At 75.7% G+C, this 17,831-nt stretch carries 10 protein-coding genes; 6 read left to right on the top strand and 4 right to left on the bottom strand.

Translation table 11 applies throughout. The features are described from left to right. Positions 1–70: 70 nt before the first annotated feature. Entirely contained in the window at positions 71–946 is an 876-nt protein-coding gene (locus tag ABT048_RS38235) for an AraC family transcriptional regulator (RefSeq protein WP_350526244.1), read from the bottom strand. Between the two features lie 118 nt (positions 947–1,064). Then, positions 1,065–2,504 carry an NADP-specific glutamate dehydrogenase gene (gdhA, locus tag ABT048_RS38240; protein WP_350526273.1) on the bottom strand — a complete coding sequence of 480 codons (1,440 nt, stop codon included), beginning with the start codon at positions 2,502–2,504 and terminating at the stop codon, positions 1,065–1,067. Between the two features lie 302 nt (positions 2,505–2,806). Between gdhA and ABT048_RS38245 the strand changes: the two genes are divergently transcribed. Further along, the gene (locus tag ABT048_RS38245; protein WP_350526245.1) at positions 2,807–3,436 is read left to right on the top strand and encodes a GTP cyclohydrolase II; all 630 of its coding nucleotides are present in this window, start codon (positions 2,807–2,809) and stop codon (positions 3,434–3,436) included. A 92-nt stretch (positions 3,437–3,528) separates the two neighbouring features. Here ABT048_RS38245 and ABT048_RS38250 read toward each other — a convergent pair whose 3' ends face one another. Continuing rightward, on the bottom strand, positions 3,529–4,593 hold the full coding sequence (locus tag ABT048_RS38250; RefSeq protein ID WP_350526246.1) for a GNAT family N-acetyltransferase: 1,065 nt from the start codon (positions 4,591–4,593) through the stop codon (positions 3,529–3,531). A gap of 231 nt (positions 4,594–4,824) precedes the next feature. Here ABT048_RS38250 and ABT048_RS38255 point away from each other — a divergent pair, with 231 nt between their 5' ends. Then, on the top strand, positions 4,825–6,147 hold the full coding sequence (locus ABT048_RS38255) for a lipopolysaccharide biosynthesis protein (protein WP_350526247.1): 1,323 nt from the start codon (positions 4,825–4,827) through the stop codon (positions 6,145–6,147). Between the two features lie 133 nt (positions 6,148–6,280). Here the strand turns inward: ABT048_RS38255 and ABT048_RS38260 are convergent, their stop codons facing one another. Continuing rightward, positions 6,281–9,565: a protein kinase domain-containing protein gene (locus ABT048_RS38260; RefSeq protein ID WP_350526248.1), complete on the bottom strand. Its 3,285-nt coding sequence runs from the start codon at positions 9,563–9,565 to the stop codon at positions 6,281–6,283. A gap of 585 nt (positions 9,566–10,150) precedes the next feature. Here ABT048_RS38260 and ABT048_RS38265 point away from each other — a divergent pair. Genes ABT048_RS38265 through ABT048_RS38280 form a run of 4 tightly spaced genes read left to right on the top strand, consistent with a single transcriptional unit; the run spans position 10,151 to position 17,776 of the window. Beyond that, positions 10,151–13,045, top strand: coding sequence for an HAD hydrolase family protein (locus ABT048_RS38265; RefSeq protein WP_350526249.1), 2,895 nt, complete (start codon positions 10,151–10,153; stop codon positions 13,043–13,045). Then, a complete protein-coding gene (locus tag ABT048_RS38270; RefSeq protein ID WP_350526250.1) occupies positions 13,042–14,196 on the top strand; it encodes a phosphotransferase family protein in 1,155 nt (384 codons plus the stop codon). Before ABT048_RS38265 ends, ABT048_RS38270 begins: the two co-directional genes overlap by 4 nt. Then, on the top strand, positions 14,175–16,193 hold the full coding sequence (locus ABT048_RS38275; RefSeq protein WP_350526251.1) for a glycosyltransferase: 2,019 nt from the start codon (positions 14,175–14,177) through the stop codon (positions 16,191–16,193). The genes ABT048_RS38270 and ABT048_RS38275 overlap by 22 nt, the downstream gene beginning before the upstream one ends. Continuing rightward, positions 16,190–17,776, top strand: coding sequence for a family 16 glycosylhydrolase (locus ABT048_RS38280; RefSeq protein ID WP_350526252.1), 1,587 nt, complete (start codon positions 16,190–16,192; stop codon positions 17,774–17,776). Before ABT048_RS38275 ends, ABT048_RS38280 begins: the two co-directional genes overlap by 4 nt. Positions 17,777–17,831: the final 55 nt, after the last annotated feature.

Below are 17,831 nucleotides of genomic sequence, written 5' to 3' on the forward strand. Positions count from 1 at the left end.
GATAACAGATGACAGCTGACAGATTTCGAAATCTGTCAGCTGTCATCTGTTATCTGTCAGCTGTCAGTCGTCAGCCCCGCGGAGCCCGCGCCACCGGGATCCAGAGCTCCGAGTCGGCGTCGTCCGACCCGGGGACGAAACGGGTCCGCAGGATCTCCGGGCCCCGCCGGGCCTCGTACGGGTTGGACGGGAACCACTGGGCGGCCACGTCCCCCCACATCTCCTGCAGCGCCTGCGGGAACGGCCCGGAGTTGGTGAACACGGCCCAGGTGCCGGCCGGCACCTCCAGGACGTCCATGTCCTCCGGGACCTCGGCGCCCTCACGCGCCACCACCGCGTGCCAGTAGTCGAGTTCGGAACCCTCCTCGCGGTTCGGGGAGAAGTCGTCGCTCACCGACACGATGCCGACCGGGTCCCTGCCGCTCAGGGCCGTGATCCGCTCGACGGTCTCCTTGCCGAGCCCCTTGATGAACTCGGCGATGTGCGGGTTGACCCCCAGCCAGACCAGGGGCACCCGGGCCTTCCTGCCGACGATCCGGAAGTCCGGCTTCTCGACGATCCGGTATTCCATGCTGCTGCTTCCTTCCACGACGAGTCGGAAGGACATCCGGGGCTGGGAGGTGAGCACCGCACCGTCGCGCCGGGCCTCCCCCGGCCCGACCCCGTGCATCGCCCGGAACGCCCGGGCGAACGCCTCCCCCGAGGTGTATCCGTACCGGACCGCGATGTCGAGCAACGTCCGCTCGCCGCCGAGGACTTCGGCCCCCGCGACGGTCAGTCGCCGACGCCGCACGTACTCCGACAGCGGCATCCCGGCGAGCATCGAGAACAGCCGCCGGAAGTGGTACTCCGACGTCATCGCGATCCTCGCCAGCTCGGCCGCGTCGACCTCGCCGTCCAGGTGCCGTTCGATGTGCTCCATCGCCCGGTTCAGGTGCTCCAGCACTCCGACCCCGTCCTTCCTTGTGATCACCACCGTAGGAAGGACCCACCCTGCCGCACCCGACGATCGGTGCCCGCTCCGGTCGGGTACCGATCGCCGGGTCGGCGGCGGGAGCCGCAGGTCAGACCAGGCCCTGGGCCAGCATCGCGTCCGCGACCAGTTCGAAGCCCGCGATGTTGGCGCCCACCACGTAGTCCCCGGGCCGGCCGTAGCGCTCGGCGGTGGTGAAGCAGGAGTCGTGGATGTGCTTCATGATCCCGGCCAGCCGCTCCTCGGTGTGCCGGAAGGTCCAGGAGTCGCGCGACGCGTTCTGCTGCATCTCCAGCGCGCTGGTCGCGACGCCGCCCGCGTTCGCCGCCTTGCCCGGGCCGAACGCCACCCCGGCCTCCTGGAACACCCGGACCGCCTCCGGGGTGGTGGGCATGTTGGCGCCCTCGGCGACGGCGAGCACACCGTTGCGGACCAGGGCGAGCGCGTCGGCCTCGGTCAGTTCGTTCTGGGTGGCGCAGGGCAGCGCGACCTCGCAGGGCACGCTCCACACCCCCGGCCCCTCGACGAACCGCACGTGGCTGCCGCGCAGTTCGGCGTACTCGGAGACCCGGCCGCGCCGGACCTCCTTGACCTCCTTGAGCAGGCCGAGGTCGATGCCCTTGTCGTCCACCACGTAGCCGGAGGAGTCGGAGGCCGTCAGCACCGTGGCGCCGAGCTGCTGCGCCTTCTCGATCGCGTAGAGCGCGACGTTGCCCGAGCCGGAGACGACCACCCGGCGCCCGTCCAGGCTCTCGCCGCGGCTGTGCAGCATCTCGGCGGTGAACAGCACGCAGCCGTAGCCGGTGGCCTCGGTCCTGACCTGCGCACCGCCCCAGCCGAGCCCCTTGCCGGTGAGTACGCCGGCCTCGTAGCGGTTGGTGATCCGCTTGTACTGGCCGAAGAGGTAGCCGATCTCGCGGCCGCCGACGCCGATGTCCCCGGCGGGCACGTCGGTGTGCTCGCCGAGGTGGCGGTGGAGCTCGGTCATGAAGGACTGACAGAACCTCATGATCTCGGCGTCCGAACGGCCCTTGGGGTCGAAGTCGGAGCCACCCTTGCCGCCGCCGATCGACAGCCCGGTGAGCGCGTTCTTGAAGATCTGCTCGAAGCCGAGGAACTTGACGATGCCGAGGTTCACCGAGGGGTGGAAGCGCAGCCCGCCCTTGTACGGGCCGAGGGCGCTGCTGAACTCCACCCGGAAGCCGCGGTTGACGTGGATGTCGCCGGAGTCGTCCGTCCACGGCACCCGGAACATCAACTGCCGCTCGGGCTCGCAGATCCGCTCGATGATCCGGGCGTCGAGGAGTTCGGGGCGGTGGGCGAGCACCGGGGCCAGGGTCTCCAGCACCTCGTGGACGGCCTGGTGGAACTCCGTCTCCCCCTTGTTGCGGCGGACCACGTCCGCGTAGAGGGCCTCGACCGCGCGCTGCTCGGCGTCGAAGCGGAGCCGGGTCGCAGTGTCGGTGGTGATGGCGGTGGCGGCGGTGGTACCGGTGGCGGTGGTGCCGGTGGTGGAGTCGGGGCGGCTCATGGGCATCTGATCAGGACCTTCCGTTGTCGTCGGTGGTCGTGCGCGGGTGCGTTCCCGTGCCCAGGAAACGGGAGGAAGTCTCGCAGTGTCGACACCCCGGGCCGCCTCCCTTCCACATGTTGGAACACCGGACGGCGGCCGCGCGGGAACACGCGAGGCGGGCGGGGTGTTGTGCGCCTCCGCAGTCGTGCCCCGCACCTTCCGCCAGTTGTTCAAATTGGAACAACCGAGTACGGTCGACATCCGATCCATCCCGGATCCCGACCGAACCCGGTCCGCCCCCGATCGACGAAGGCCCGCCCATGCCTCAACCCGGCCCCGCCACGGTGCGCTCGCGCGTGCGCATCCCGCTGACCTTCCCCGACGGCTACCGCGCCGAGGCGGAGGTCTTCACCTTCCACGGCCTCGCCGACGGCGCCGAGCACCTGGCGCTCGCCCTCGGCACGGTCCCCGAGGGCGGGACGCCGCTGGTCCGGCTGCACTCCGAGTGCCTGACCGGCGACGTCTTCGGCTCCGAGCGCTGCGACTGCGGGCCGCAGCTGCGCGAGTCGGTGGAGCGGATCAACGAGGCCGGCGGGTACCTGCTCTACCTGCGCCAGGAGGGCCGGGGCATCGGGCTGTACAACAAGCTCGACGCGTACGCCCTGCAGGACTCCGGGTTGGACACGTACGACGCCAACACCGCGCTCGGCCTGCCCGAGGACGGCCGGGACTACACCGCCGCCGCCCAGATGCTCGCCGCGCTCGACGCCACCGGCATCGACCTGCTGAGCAACAACCCGGACAAGGCCGCGCAGTTGGCCGGCCTCGGCATCTCCGTGCGGCACCGGGTGCCGACGGGCGTGCACCTCTCGGCCAGCAACGTGCGGTACCTGACGGCGAAGGTGGAGCGGACGGGGCACTCGATCGAGCTCTCCCGGCTGGTCGGCTGAGCCGGCCCGGCCGGCCCGCGGTCGCACCCGCCGGACGCCGTCAGGCCCGTCGGACCCCGTCCGGCCGTCAGACCGTCAGGCCCGTCGCAGGGTCAGGCGTCCCGGAACCCGATGACCCGTTTGACCGCCCCGCGCAGCCGCCGGTCCAGCGCCGTCAGCGGCAGCCGCTCGCGGTAGTACGCCGGGGACGCCGCCGGCCGCGCGCCGAAGCTCTGCTTGAAGTGGGCCAGCGAGGACTCGGGCCTGGCATCACCCATGTCGTAGCGGCGGCTCCCGGCCGCGCACGCGTCCTCGATCGCCAGCCGGTGCAACAGGTGGTTGGCGTGGACCGGATGCGCCAGGCTCCGGTCCATGGCCCCGCGCCAGTACTTGGTGTGGGTGCCGTGCCGCAGCACGACGATCGCGGCGGCCGGCCGCCCGCCACACCTGGCCAGCCAGATCGCGCAGGAGGAGCCGAACCGCTCCGCGACCGCCTCCAGGAGCCGCGGCGGTTCCTCCCGCCGCCGGCGCCACCGGGCCAGGGCGAGCGGCTCGTTCTGCTGCTCGGCCCAGCGGACGACCGACTCCTCGTAGAGGCGCCGGAACTGCGGCACCAGCCGGCCGCTCCGGTCCACCTCCACCTCGACGTCCTCGCGTTCGGCCCGCCGTACGCCCCGGCGCACCTGCTGGTGGAAGCGGTGGGACCAGACCTCCTCCCACCCGCCGTCGAGGTCGAGCAGGTAGGTCGTGCGGTCGACCGCCGCGAAGGCCCCCGGCACGACCTCGTTCCAGACCGCTGCGGAGCCGGGGCCGAACCGCACCGCCACCCGCAGGGCGGGCCGGTCCGCGAGGTCGGCGAGGACGAGCCGGGCCTCCCCCGCGTCCGGTGCGCCGTCCGGCACGACGGCGCCGCCGACACCCCACCCGGGCCAGGACTCCTCGGTCAGCAGCCGCATCGGCCGGCGCCGGTGCCGGACCAGCGGCACGAGGAGCCGCCGGCCGTCGACGAACCGGTACAGTCGGCTCGCGTCCTCCCACGGCCAGGCCTCGCACAGGCAGTCCAGCCAGGTCGGCGTCTGCGTCACCAGCGCTTCGGCGTCGCGCGCGATCAGCTCCCACCACACCTCGCGCGGCGCCGGACTGGTCACCTCGACACCGGCGGGAAGCGTCCTGGGCATGGCGCGCCGACTCCTCTCCGGCCGATCCGGCGGGGGCCCGGTTCCCGTCCGGCCGATCCGGCGGGACCCCGGTTCCCAGGCTAGGTTCGCCCGCGGGCACCCGCCCGTCCGACGGGGGGGCGTCGCCGTGGCCGGGCAGCGAGCGGGGGTCGGGTCATAAAATGGGCACGCCGGCCCGTACCGGCTGCGGGCCGCGTCCGGACCGGGGTGGGCCGACGACGGGAGCTGCTGGTGGTGAGCAACGGAGCCGGCCCGTCCGCCGCCGTCCTCCGGTCGGTGCGGACCCGGGGCAGGGCTCTCCTCGGCTCCGCCAAGGGCTACGACCCGCTGCTGCGCAACGCGCACGTGCTGACCCTCAGTTCGCTCCTGACCTCCTTCTTCGGCGCCCTCTACTGGGCGCTGTCCGCCCACTGGTACAGCCCCGCCACCGTCGGCCGGAACGTCGCCGCCGTCTCCGCGATGATGTTCCTCGGCGGGATCGGCCAACTGAACCTCGCCAACGCCATGGTGCGTTTCGTGCCCTCCGCCGGGAAGCGCACCGGGCGGCTGGTGGGACTGGCCTACCTCACGGCCGCGGCGGTCACCCTGGTGTTCGCCGCCGGGCTGGTGCTGCTGATCCCCGTGGTCTCACCGGGGCTCGGTTTCCTGCACACCTGGGGCCTGGGCCTGGCCTTCGTCGTGGCCACCGCCGGCTACGCCATCTTCAACCTGCAGGACGGCGTCCTCACCGGCCTCCGACGGCCGGACTGGGTGGCGCTGGAGAACGGGCTGTTCTCGGTCGAGAAGATCGGGCTGCTGGGCCTGTTCGCCGTCGTCGGCGCGCAGAACGGGATCCTGCTCTCCTGGATGGTCGGGCTCGCGTTCGCCCTCCTGGTGACGAACACCTTCGTCTTCGGCCGCGCCGTACCCCGGCACGAACGCACCCCGCCCAAGGCCCGCGCGGACACCTCGGCCCCGACCTTCGGCTACATCGCCGCGGACTACCTGGGCGCGATGTGCTGGCTGGCGGCGGTGAACCTGCCCCCCGTGATGGTGCTCAACCGCCTCGGTGCCGCCGACAGCGCGTACTTCTCGCTGGCCTGGATGGTGCCGTTCGCGCTCTACTGCTTCAGCTCCAACATGGGCTACTCGCTGGTGGTGGAGTCCGCCCGGGACATCACCCGGCTCGACGACTACCGACGGGTGCTGCGGCACTCCGGCCGGGTGCTGGTGGCGGCGGTCGTGGTGCTGATCGCGGTCGCCCCGTGGGCGCTGCGCGTGTTCGGCCGCGAGTACGCCAGCCACGGCACGGTCGCCCTGTGGCTGCTCGCCCTGTCCGCACTGCCGAACCTGCTCAACACCACCGTCGTGGCGCTCTCCCGGGCCCGGCGCCGGATGGGCGTGGTGGTGGGCGTGCTGGCGGCGCTCGCGGTCGTCGTGCTGGCGCTGACCGCGCTGCTGCTGCCGGTGCTGGGCATCACCGGCGCGGGCGCGGCGTGGCTGATCGGCCAGACCCTGGTGGCGGCCGTGCTGCTCTGGCGCCGCTCCTGGTGGCTGCCCACCCCGCCGCGGTGACGGGCCGGGGAGCGGCCGCACCACACCCCGGACCCCGGACCCCGAGCCCGGCCCCGTACCGGACCCCGAGCCCGACCCCGTACCGGGCCCCGTACGAGGCCCCGACCCCGACCCCGTCCCCGTTCCGTGCCGCTCAGCGGCCGGCGCGCAGCACGGTGCGCTGGATGCCGAGGCACACCAGGGGAAGGGCGATCAGGACGGCCGCCCAGAAGGCGCTGTGGCCCCAGAGCCCGGCGATGCCGCGGTAGACCGGGCCGGCCACCGGGATGCGCAGCGCCTCCATCGGGCCGAGCGGCGGCGGCAGGGCGCCGAGCACCACCGTGCCGAGCAGCCAGAGTGCGAACAGCCGGCGCGCGGTGCGCGGCCCGGCCAGCGTGCCGGCGACCGACACGGCGGCCAGCAGCAGGGTGAAACCGGCCTGGTAGTCGGCGCCGACCTGGCCGGTGCCCCAGGACGCCGGGGTCGGGTGGTGCCCAGTCGCGGCCAGCCGTACCTCGACGGTGGCCCACAGCAGGACGACCAGGACGAAGGTGCTGCCGAGCACGAAGCGGGCGCGCTCCCGCGCACCGGCGCTGCCCGGGCTCCAGTCCCGCGCGGCGGGCGCAGCGGCGGTCCGGCGTGCCCCGGCCCGGCTCCCGCTCCCGCCTGTCGCGGTCCGGCCGGTCGCCGTTCGGCCGGTCGCGGTCCGGCCGGTCCCGCCGGCAGCCCCGCCGCCGCCCCTCGTACCGGCCCCGGCCCCGCCGCCGGCCGAGGCCCGCGCCAGGCGCCGCCACTGCTCGGCCGTCCGCCGCCGGGCCTCGGACGCCGCGATCGACAGCCGGGCGGCGCGCTCGGTCAGCACCACGGCCAGGACGACCCCGACGGCCGCCGCCACCCCGGCCCAACTGCCCATGCCGCCCTCGAACATCACCACCCGGTCGACGACGGCGGGCGGCGGCTTGAGCACCGTCATCGGTGGCCCGAGCCGCAGGTACCCGATCGCCGCGGCCCCCGCCGCGGCCAGGGCCAGCGTCCCGCGGCCGACCCGGGCGGGGAACACCGCCAGGACGAGCGCGGCCGCCAGGGCCGCACCCAGCTGCGGCGCCACCGACCGGGCCGCCAGTTCGCCGGCCGTGCGCAGCCGGTGGCCGAACGGGCCGTTCGGCAGGATCGCGAGGCCGTTGCCGGCATCGACGCTGGTCCGGGCGAGCGCGCCGGCCCAGAGCAGCAGCGCCAGGGCCGTGCACACCAGCAGGGCCGCGGCCGCCTGGCGCGGCACGGCGATCCGGGCGTTGCCCCACCAGATCCGGGCCCGGGGGACGAGGTGGGCCCACAGCCGCCGCGCGACCGGTTCCCGGCCGTCCGGCACCCGCCCGGGCGCCTCCTGCGTGCCGCCGGCCGCCCTGGCCCGCAGCGCCTCGGCGGCGACCAGGACCGCGCAACCGGCCACCGTCCCGGGGTCGGCGCGCACCGCGCGGCGGCGCAGCGCGGACCAGCGGCGCCGCACCCCGTCCGCCGTCCCGCGGCCGGTCGGGGTCCTGGCCCAGGCGGCGAGCACGACGTCCACCACGACCGCGGCCACCACGGCGAGGACGGCCGACACCCGCGCGGGCAGCGGCAGCCGGTGCAGCGCGGTGGGCAGCGGGGACAGCCGGCCCAGCAGCCGGGCGTGCTCCTCGGGCTGGACGGTCAGCCAGACCGCCAGCCGGTAGGCCTCGGCCCGTTCCTCGGCGCTCAGGCCGTCCCCGGTGCGCCGGCCGCCGCCGAGCTCCCGGGCGGCCCGGTCGGTGTCCGCGACGACCTGCGGCACCCGGGCGAGCGCGATCAGCCGCCCGCAGTGCTCGCCGTGGCACTCCGGGTGGTCGCAGTCGTAGCGGGCGGCGACGGTCGAGACCGAGCCGGCGAGCAGGTCGTCGACGAAGGCGACGGTGTCCGGCCCGGCGGCGATCCGGGTGAGGCCGGCCGCGTCGACCGGGCGCTCGCGGTAGACCGGGGTGGCCGAGGGCGCGAACGCGGCGCCGAAGGCGAGGACGGCGAGTGCGGCCGCGTCGGCCCGCCGGGCGCCCCTGGCGCTGTCGACCGCCCGCAGGTACTGCAGGTCGAACAGGGTGTCCCTGACCTCGTCGCGCAGCCAGTCCAGCAGGTGCTGCGCTCCGCCGTCGACGAGCCACTCCGCCGCCTCCGCGGAACGGTTCAGCATGCTCCAGGCCAGCACGGACGGGGCGTGGTACGGCTCCCCCAGGAAGGTGACCGGCCGGTGGGTGTGGCCGCCCGCACCTCCCGCGGAGGCGCCCTGCGGGCGCACGACCGCGGGGCTGGCCCCCTCCAGCCAGCCGGTGACCTGCTGGGCCTTCCAGCGGTGGGCCGGGTTCCTGGTCAGCAGGCCCTGGAGCAGCATCAGCCGGCGCGGGTCGGTGACGCCCGAGAGGTCCGCCTCCTCCCCGAAGACCAGGTCGTACTGCAGCACCTCGTCGCTGACCAGCAGACCGTCCGCGTCCAGGTAGTGCGGGCGGCCGGAGAACAGCTCGTACAGCACGTTGCCCAGGCCCCACCACGGCCCGGCCGGGTGGTTGGCCCCGGCGAGCTGCTCGGGGGCCATGTAGGCGATGGTCACCTGCATCTCGGGTGAGAAGCTGCGGCTGGCGGTGAGGCGGGCGACGCCCCCGAAGTCCGCGATCACGAACTCCCCGGGGCCGCCGCCGGGGCGCACCAGGATGTTGGAGGGCTTGAAGTCCACCGGGTTGCGCTCGATCCGCCGCTGCCAGAAGTCGAGCATGGCGACGAGTTCGCGGATGATCCGGTCGGTCTCCCGCGGATCGGTGTGCCGGCCCTTGTCGTGCAGGGCGGCGATGTGGTCGGCGAGGGTGACCGGCAGGTACTCCATGGCCACCCAGGCGCACTCCACGCCGGCGTGCTCGACCTGCCCGAAGTCGATGATCCCGGGAACGTGCCGCCGGTAGGCCGGGGTGCGCAGGTGCCGCAGCAGTTCGACGTCCATGGCCTGGCCCGCCCGGGCCACCTTGACCGCGGCGTCCCCGCCGCCGTCCGTGCGCCGGACGTGCCAGACGGTGCCCTCGGTGCCGGAGCCGGCGACCTCGTACGGCTCGTAGCGGTTCAGCAGGGCCGCGGGGAAGGCGCCACCGAAGTGGCCGCCGCGGGCGGGCGCCGGCCGCCGCAGGACGGTCCGCGGGTCGGCGTCGCGGGGCGGGACCACCCTGGTCGGCGCCTCCGGGTGGGTACCGCGGGGCGGGACCACCCTGGTCGGCGCCTCCGGGTGGGTACCGCGGGGCGGGACCACCCTGGTCGGCGCCTCCGGGTGGGTACCGCGGGGCGGAACGACCCTGGTCGGCGCCTCCGGGTGGGCGCGGAACCGCTTGAGCCGCGAGGGCGGGCCGGCTGCCGGGTCGTCCTCGGGGTGCCCCCAGGGCCTCCGGTCCACCCGTGTGCGCGGTCCCGATCCCGTCGGCGCACCGTCGGCCATCCTGCAGCTCCCCTTCCAGCCGACATCTTGACGCGTCATCATCTCGCAGTCACCGGCCGGAGGTTGCCGACTTCGACCGGTTCCCGACCGGCCCGTGGCCAAGCTGTTACTTGCCCGGCGACCACGGGCCCCTCCACGCCCGGCGCGGTCGGGGGCCGCGCCGGGCGGTGGCGGTCGGGCACGCAGCGCGGCCGCACGGCCACGGATCCGGGCTGTCGTTCCGGGCCGGGCCGGTGCACCCTGGACGGAACGGGGGGTTCGAGGAGGAGACGCCCGATGCCCGTGCCGGTCCCCGCGGACGCCGCGCCGACGGTCGCCGACGCGGGTCCGGCCCCGTACCCGCGGACGGTCGGCGCGACGGCGGCCCGGGGCGGGCACGGCCCGTCCACGGCACGCGACTCCCGCTGCACCACGCGCCGCCGCGCGCCCCGCGAGCGGCTGGAGGAGCAGGCGGGACGCCGGATGCCTAGAGTGGGGAGGCACAGCGGCTGCACGGCTCCGCGGGCGCTGTCCCCTCCTTCGGGAGCTCACGGGAGTCCACGAATGAACGATGCGCAGACCGCAGCGGCCGACGGTGCGCGAGCACCGGTGGACCTGCACCTCGCCGTGCCGGAACTGACCGACCGCCTGCTCGGACGCGCCGCCGGTGGACAGTGGCTGGACGCCTTCCTGCTGAGCGCCGGGCTGGTCCAGGTGGTCGAGGACGTGCTGCAGGGCACCGCGTGGCGGCCCCGCCGGCTGGTGGAGCACCTGGCGAAGGGCGGTCCGCCCGCAGTGGTCGGGGCGGCCCGGGCCGGGCTGCGGACCGCGACCGGGCTGTGGCTGGCCGTGCCGCCGGCCCACCGGTTGCACGCGTGGTGCCGGCGGATGGCTGCGCTGCGTGACCGTCTCGCGCTGCGGGCGCTCCGGGACGCCCCGGTGGCGGACGACCCGGGAACGGCAGGCCCGGCGAGCCCGGCGATGCACCCGGACACGAACGATCCGGACGCCGACCGGGACGCCGCCCTGTGCGCCGAACTGCGCGCCGAACTGCGGGCCGCCGTGGACGAGTTGGCCCGGCTGCCGGGAGCCCGGCGGCTGTTCTCCGACGCGGTGCAGCGCCCACCGGCCTGCTTCCGCAGCTTCGACCAGCACCCGCAGGACTGCGTCGCGCTGGCCCGGCTGGTCCACGCCCGCCACCCGGACCGTCACCGCCCGGTGCTGGTCCTGGGCGTGCGCACCTCCGGCAGCTACCTCGCCCCGCTGCTCGCGGCCCAACTGCGCCGGCTCGGCCACCGGGCGGTGACGGTCGGCACCACCCGGCCCGGTGCGGCGCTGCTGCCGGGGCGGCCGGCGGCGGTGCGCGAGCTCCGGCGCCGGGGCGCCCTGGTGCTGCTGGTCGACGACCCGCCGGTGACCGGCGGCTCCCTGGCGAATCTCGCCGCGCTGGCCGTCCACGACGGTTTCGACCCGGCGGCGGTCGTGCCGGTGCTCGCCACCCTCGACGACGCGGGCGCCCTGCCGCCCGCCCTGCGCGGCCTGCCGTGCGTGACCCTGCCGGGCCGTGACTGGCACGTCCGGACGCTGCTCTCCCCCCGGGCGCTGGCTTCCCTGCTGCCCGCCCTGCTGCCGCCCGGACGACGGCTGCTGGACCTGTCGGTCGGCCCGCAGGGGCCGCTCTCCCGCCGCGCGCACCTGGCGGTCACCTGCGCGGCCCGTACGGCCGGCCCGGACGGCGCGGTGGAGAGCCTGCCACTGCTCGCCGAGTGGACCGGCGTCGGCTACTTCGGGGCGTACGCACCGACCGTCGCCGGGCTGCTCAGCGGGCTGGTCCCACGGCAACTCGGCTTCGCCGACGGGGTGCTGCTCCGGGCCCTGCCTCCGACCCGGCCGACGGAGGACCCGGCGCAGGAACCGCCGGACGGCCCGCCGACCGGCCGGAGCGTCCCGCCCGCCGAGGTCGCCCGGTACGTGGCCGCCCGCCGGCGCCTGCTGGCCGTCCCCGCCGACCGGAGCCTGCGGCTGGCCGGCCGCGACCCCGTCTGGGAGGCCGCCGCCCGCCAGCTCGCACCCGCCTTCGGGCGCCTGCACACCGTGCTGCGCCCGACCCTGCTCGACCCGCTGACCCGCACCCTGCTGGCCTCCGACCGCCCCTGCGTGACCGACGGCCTGACCGCGCGTCACCGCTGGACCGCCGACGGCGCCGGCGGCTGGTACAAGACCGGCTACGCCGACGGCGCCTTCGGCCACCTCAACCTGGCCAGCTACGACGCCGCCTACGACCTCGCCGGCGCGGCCGAGCGGCCCGACGGGCCGGACCGCCCGCGGGCGGACGGGGACGCCGAACTGCTCGCCGCGTACCGGCGGGCCACCGGCGAGGAGGTCTCCGCCGCCCGGTGGTGCCTGCTGAGGCTCGTCCAGGCCCGGCACGCCGCCGTCCAGGACGGGCTGACCCCCTCCGAACGCACCCGCGCCGACGCCCGGCGGGCCCAGGCCCGGGCGGTGCAGCGCTTCCTCGCCGACGTCTACCTCGCGGACCTGGACGAGGAGCCCCGGGGCCCGTGCTGCGTCCTCGACGTGGACGGCGTCCTGGAGTACGACGTCCTCGGCTTCCCGGTCTCCTCCCCCGCCGGCGCGCTGGCCCTGCGCGCCCTGCGCGCCCACGGCTACCGCACGGTGATCGCCACCGGACGCTCCGCCCCCGAGGTCGCCGACCGCTGCGCCGCCTACCGGCTGGCCGGCGGGGTCGCCGAGTACGGGGCCGTCCTGGTCGACGCGGCGACCGGCGGCGCCGAGGTCCTGCTCGACGACGGGCGCCGCCTCGCCGGCGACGGCGGGCTGCCCGAACGCCTGGGCTCGCTGGACCCGCCCGCCGTCACCGATCCGCTCGCCCGCTGGTGCGTGCGGGCCTCGGTCCGCGCGCCGCAGGACGGCCGACGGCACGCCCTGCCACCGGAGGCCGTCGCCGCCCTCCTCGACGAGGCGCCGATCGGCGAACTCTTCACGACCGTCCCGGGCCGGGCCCAGACCGACTTCGTCCCGCGCGGCACCGGCAAGCTCGCCGGAGCCCGCGCCCTGCTGACCCGCCTCGGGGCCGACGGACCGCCCGCGCTGGCCGTCGGCGACGGCATCGCCGACGTGGAACTGCTCGGCTGGGCCTCGCTCGCCGCCGCCCCCGCGAACGCGGAACCGCCGGTCCGGGCGGCCGGCGTCCCGGTGACCCGCCACGCCTTCCAGGCCGGGCTCACCGACGCCGTGGGCCGGCTGATCGGCCACCGCCCCGGCGGCTGCCCGCGCTGCCGGGCCCCGCGGCCGCCCGCCGACGCCCGCGCGCTGCTGGCCGTCCTGGCCGTCCCGGAAGCCGGCCGGACGGGCGCGCCGCTGCGCCTGGCCCGGCTCGCCGCCCAGGCCGCGCGCACCGCGGCGACCTCACCGACCCACCGGGGCCCGGGCAGATGAGCCGCCACCACGTCCTGCTCCCCCAGTACTCCCCCCGGCTGCCGCACGGCCGGCCGGACCGGGACGGCGGCGCCTCGCGGCTGCCGTTCTCCCCCCGGGCGCTGCTGCCGCTGCGCCGCCCACCGCTGGTCTACGGCCCCGCCGACCGGCTGAAGGCCCGCCGGATCGCCCGCCGGCTGGGACTGGACGACCCCGGCGCCCTGCGGCCGGTGGCCCCCGGGCTGACCGACGTCCTGGTGCTCTCGCTGCAGACCCCGGGCCAGGAGCGGCTGGCGGTCAAGCACGCCCGCAACGACCCCGCCGTCACCTCCCTCGACCACGAGTGGCGGGTGCTGCAGGCCCTGGCCGCCGACGACCGGCTCGGCGCCTGGCGCGCCCTCGTCCCCGCCCCCGGCCGCCGTCGGCTGACCGGACCGCTGCCGCTGATCACCGAGAGCTGGCTGCCCGGGACCACCGCCGACCGGCTGCTCCGGGACGGCCTCGGCACGGACACCGCGGTCGCCGAGCACGCGCTCACGGCCATCGCCGGACTGCACCGGGCCACCGGGCGCACCGAGGCCGCCACCGGACGGCTGGCGGACTGGGTCGACGAGCCGCTGGCCACGATCCGGGCCGGCATCCCCTGGTGCCGCAGCGGGACCGGAGCCGCCGGGCTGGCCGGCGTACGGGCCCGGCTGCGCGCCGGACTGGCCGGTGCCGAGACCACCGTCGCCTGGACCCACGGCGACTTCCACGCCGGCAACGTCCTGCTCGACGAACGCTCCGGCCGGGTCACCGGCGTGATCGACTGGGGCGGCGCCCGGCCCGACGGCCCCTGCGCCATCGACGCGTACACCTTCGTCATCGCCCTGACCTGCCGCCGCGAGGGCCGCCAGCTCGGCACCGCCGTCCGGGAGATGGTGCGCCGCGGCGCCCTGCCCGGCCCGGACCTCGCCCTGATCGACGGCACCCGCACCGACCTGGTGGACCTGCGCCGGGACGGCCCGGCCGGGCCACCGGACGGCGCCGTGCTACCGCTGCTGACCTGGCTCTGGCACATCGTGTCCAACGTGACCAAGTCCCCGCGCTACGCACGCAGCCACTGGTGGGTGACCCGCAACGTGACCCCGCTCCTGGAGGAGGCAGCCACATGGCCGGCGACCCGGCCGTGACGCCGTTGTCGGCGCCGAGGCCGCAACCGCCCACCGGGACGACGCGCGACCGCCCCCGGCGGTCCCTGCGCCTGCCCGCGCTGACGGCACGCCTGCTGCTGCCGGTGTCCCTGCTGCTCTGGCTGCTGGCGCTGCGGCACGTCGACCTGGACCGGATGGGCGACCTCGGCCTGTTGCAGGTGCTCCCCGTCCTGTACTGGGTCGCGGCGGGCCTGCTGACCGCGGGCTTCGTGCTCGCCCTGCGGGACCGCAGCCTCCGCCAGTGGTGGCTGGCCGCCTACGTCCTCGCCCTGATCGCGGTCGTCCACGCCACGCCGACCCTGCTCTACGCCAACCTGCGGTACTCCTGGGCCTGGAAGCACGTGGCGGTGATCGACGCGATGCTCCGCCACGGCGGGGCCGTCCCGCACGCCGCCCTGCTCGACCCCTACAACCAGTGGCCCGGCTTCTTCGTCCTCAACGGCCTGCTGCTGAGGGTCACCGGACTGCACTCCGCGCTCGGGTACGCGAGCTGGGGGCCGCCCCTGTTCAACGCGCTGCTGCTCGCCCCGCTGCTGCTGCTCTACCGGGCGATCAGCTCGGACCGGACGGTGGTGTGGGGGGCGGTCTGGATCTACTTCTCCTGCTCCTGGGTCGGCCAGGACTACTTCTCCCCGCAGGCGTTCGCCCTGGTGCTGTACGTCACCGTGATCGCCGTCGTGGTGCGCCGGCTGCCCGACCGGAGCGTCCCCCGCGCACCCGGCCGGTCGCCGCCGGGTGAGGCTCCGCCGGGCGGGGCGCACCGCTCCGCCGCGCCCCGGGCGGCGAACGGCGCAGCGGGGGTCGGCGCGGTGGGTGCCGCGGCGGCGGGGGCCGTGACGGCGAGCGGGGCGCGGGCCGGCGGCGCACGGGCCCCGGCGTGGGGGCTGCGGCTCCCGATGGTCCTGGTGCTGGAGGCCGCGATCGTCTGCTCGCACCAGCTCACCCCGCTGATGCTGATCAGCTCGCTGGCCGCGCTGGCGCTGCCGCGCCGCAACCGCCGGGTGGTCCTGCCCCCGCTGCTGGCCGCGGTCGTGATGACGGCGGTGTGGGACGCCACGGTGGCACGCCCGTACCTGGCGGCCAACTTCGGTCAGTTCGTCAAGGCGCTCGCCACGCCGGACTCCAACGTCACCTCCGGGTTCGCCAACCTCGGGACCGCCTCCGCGGACCAGGTGATGGTCGACTGGATCGACCGCGGGCTGACGGCGGCGGTGGTCCTGCTGGCGGTGATCGCCCTCGTGCGCCGTCCATGGGTCCGGCGCACCCCGCTGCCGTACCTCCTGCTGGCCCCGGTGCCACTGCTGGCGGCCAACAGCTACGGCGGCGAGATGCTCTTCCGCACCTACCTGTTCATGCTGCCCGCCGCGGCGTTCCTGGTGGCCGCCCTCGTGCTGCGGCCGACACCGCGGCCACGGCTGCGCTCGGCCTGCGCGCTGGTCCTGCTGCTGGCCGTGCTGGGCGGGCTCTTCTTCGGCTACGACAGCAAGGAGCGGATGAACCGCTACACCACCGCGGAGGTCACCGCGACCCAGCAGCTGTTCGCGGCGGCGCCACCGTACTCGGTGGTGGTGTCCGTCACCGGGAGCGTGCCCGGGATCTACGACCACTACGAGGACCACCCCCAGGTGCGGCTGGCCGAGACGAGCGAGCCGACCCGGAAGCTGTTGACGCAGGACCCGCTCGGCGGGCTGGAGGCGGCGGTCGGGTTCACCCACCCGGGCGTGCCCGCGTACCTGATCCTGAGCCGGGCCCAGGCCGCCGAGACCTCGGTGACCGGCGTGCTGCCGGCCGACACGGTGGACAAGCTCTCCGAGGCGGTCGCCCGCGCCCCCGGCTTCGAGCTCGTCTACAGCAACGACGACGCCGTGGTCTACCGCTTCGTCCCCAACCCGCTGCCCGGCCAGGTGCCCGAGGCCGCCCCGCCGGCCGCCCTGGCGCCGTTGCAGCCCTTCCTCCGGCAGGGAGGCGGCCCGTGAACAACGATCCGTCCGTGAACGGCGGCCCGTCGGTGCGCGGCGAGGCCTCCGTGGACTCCACGGGTTCAACCGGTTCCACGGGTTCCACGGACTCCGTGGACTCCGCGAAGGACGACCCCTCGGTGGACGACCCCTCGGTGGACGACGGCCCGTTCCGGGACGGCGCTCCGGCCGGGGACGGCGGCCCGTCCGCGAACGACGTCCGGCTCGGCTGGGCGCTGGCCGCCTCCGGCTGGCTGACCCTCGCCGTCTACACGCTGGCCGACGCGAACCCCGTCCGGGTGGCCGTGTCCGGCGTGTTCCTGCTCTGCTGCCCGGGCCTGGCGGCGGTGCGCTCGGCCCGGCCACGGCTGGCCGCCGCCGGCGCGCCGATGGGGCGGCTGGAGTCCTGGGTGATGGTGGTGGCCCTCAGCCTGGCCATCGACACCCTGATCATCGTGGCCTTCTACCTGACCGGCGGCTTCATCAGCGGCTGGGCACTGGCCGCCGTGGCCGGTGCCACCACCCTGCTGGCGCTGCCGCAGTGCTTCCCCCGCCGACGGCGGCCCCCGGGCGGCCCACCACGGGCCGGGCGGCGGGACGGTGGCCGGACGGGCGGACGCCACCGGGGCGGCAGCCGGGACGGCCACCGGGGCGACCACCAGGACGGCCACGGGAACGAGCACCGGGCGCACGACCGCGACCGCGGGCGCGGTGAGCGGCGCCGACGGCGGGCCGCGGCGGCCGGGGCCGGAACGGCGGGGCTGCTGCTGGTCGCCGCCTGCGCGGGCGGCGGCGCCTCCTCCTCGCCGTCCGCCGCCGGGGACTCCGGCGGGGCCGCGGGCGGGACGAGTGCCCCCGGCCGGGCCCCGGCCGACCCGGCGGCCCCCGGCTCCTGGCACCTGGCCTTCCAGGACGGGTTCGACGGCGACCGGCTCAACCGCTCGAACTGGACCACCTGCTACGACTGGAACCAGGACGGCTGCACCAACGCCGGCAACCACGAGCTGGAGTGGTACCGCCCGCAGCAGGTGACGGTGGGCGGCGGCGACCTGACCCTGACCGCGAAGCGGTCGGCCACCGAGGGCAGCGACGGCACGACCTACCCGTGGACCTCCGGCATGGTCTCCACCGGCCGGGACTCCTGGAACGCGCAGCCGCGCCACACCTTCACCTACGGGTACTTCGCCGCCGCGGTGCGCATCCCGCCCGAGGCCGGCATGTTCCCCGCGTTCTGGCTCCTGCCCGAGTCCCGCACCACACCGCCGGAGCTCGACGTCGCCGAGTTCATCTCCACCACCCAGTACGTCCAGATGACCGTGCACTACACCGGTCCGAACGGCGAGGACAAGGACCAGTGGGAGCGCTACGGCCCGCAGGACTTCCCGGCCGGCTACCACGTGTTCGCGGTCGACTGGGAGAGCGACTCCCTCACCTGGTACGTCGACGGCGTGCAGCGCTACCAGGTGACGGACCCGGAGAAGATCCCGCACACGGCGATGGAGGTGCTGCTCAATCTGGCGGTCGGGTACCCGAGTTCACCGCCGCAGAGCGTCGACACGGCCCGCATGACGGTGGACTGGGTGCGGGTCTGGCAGCACTGACCCCGGCAGTCCCCTGCTCAGGAACCGGTTCGGGGCAGGGTTCGGGACACGGTTC

This window comes from Kitasatospora sp. NPDC096140 (assembly GCF_040303045.1).
GTDB lineage: Bacteria > Actinomycetota > Actinomycetes > Streptomycetales > Streptomycetaceae > Kitasatospora.

Excerpts from the sequence above, each read along its gene's own strand:
- gdhA (WP_350526273.1), bottom strand. The coding sequence starts at position 2,504 with ATGAGCCGCCCCGACTCCACCACCGGCACCACCGCCACCGGTACCACC.
- ABT048_RS38245 (WP_350526245.1), top strand. The coding sequence starts at position 2,807 with ATGCCTCAACCCGGCCCCGCCACGGTGCGCTCGCGCGTGCGCATCCCG.
- ABT048_RS38250 (WP_350526246.1), bottom strand. The coding sequence starts at position 4,593 with ATGCCCAGGACGCTTCCCGCCGGTGTCGAGGTGACCAGTCCGGCGCCG.
- ABT048_RS38265 (WP_350526249.1), top strand. The coding sequence starts at position 10,151 with ATGAACGATGCGCAGACCGCAGCGGCCGACGGTGCGCGAGCACCGGTG.
- ABT048_RS38270 (WP_350526250.1), top strand. The coding sequence starts at position 13,042 with ATGAGCCGCCACCACGTCCTGCTCCCCCAGTACTCCCCCCGGCTGCCG.
- ABT048_RS38275 (WP_350526251.1), top strand. The coding sequence starts at position 14,175 with ATGGCCGGCGACCCGGCCGTGACGCCGTTGTCGGCGCCGAGGCCGCAA.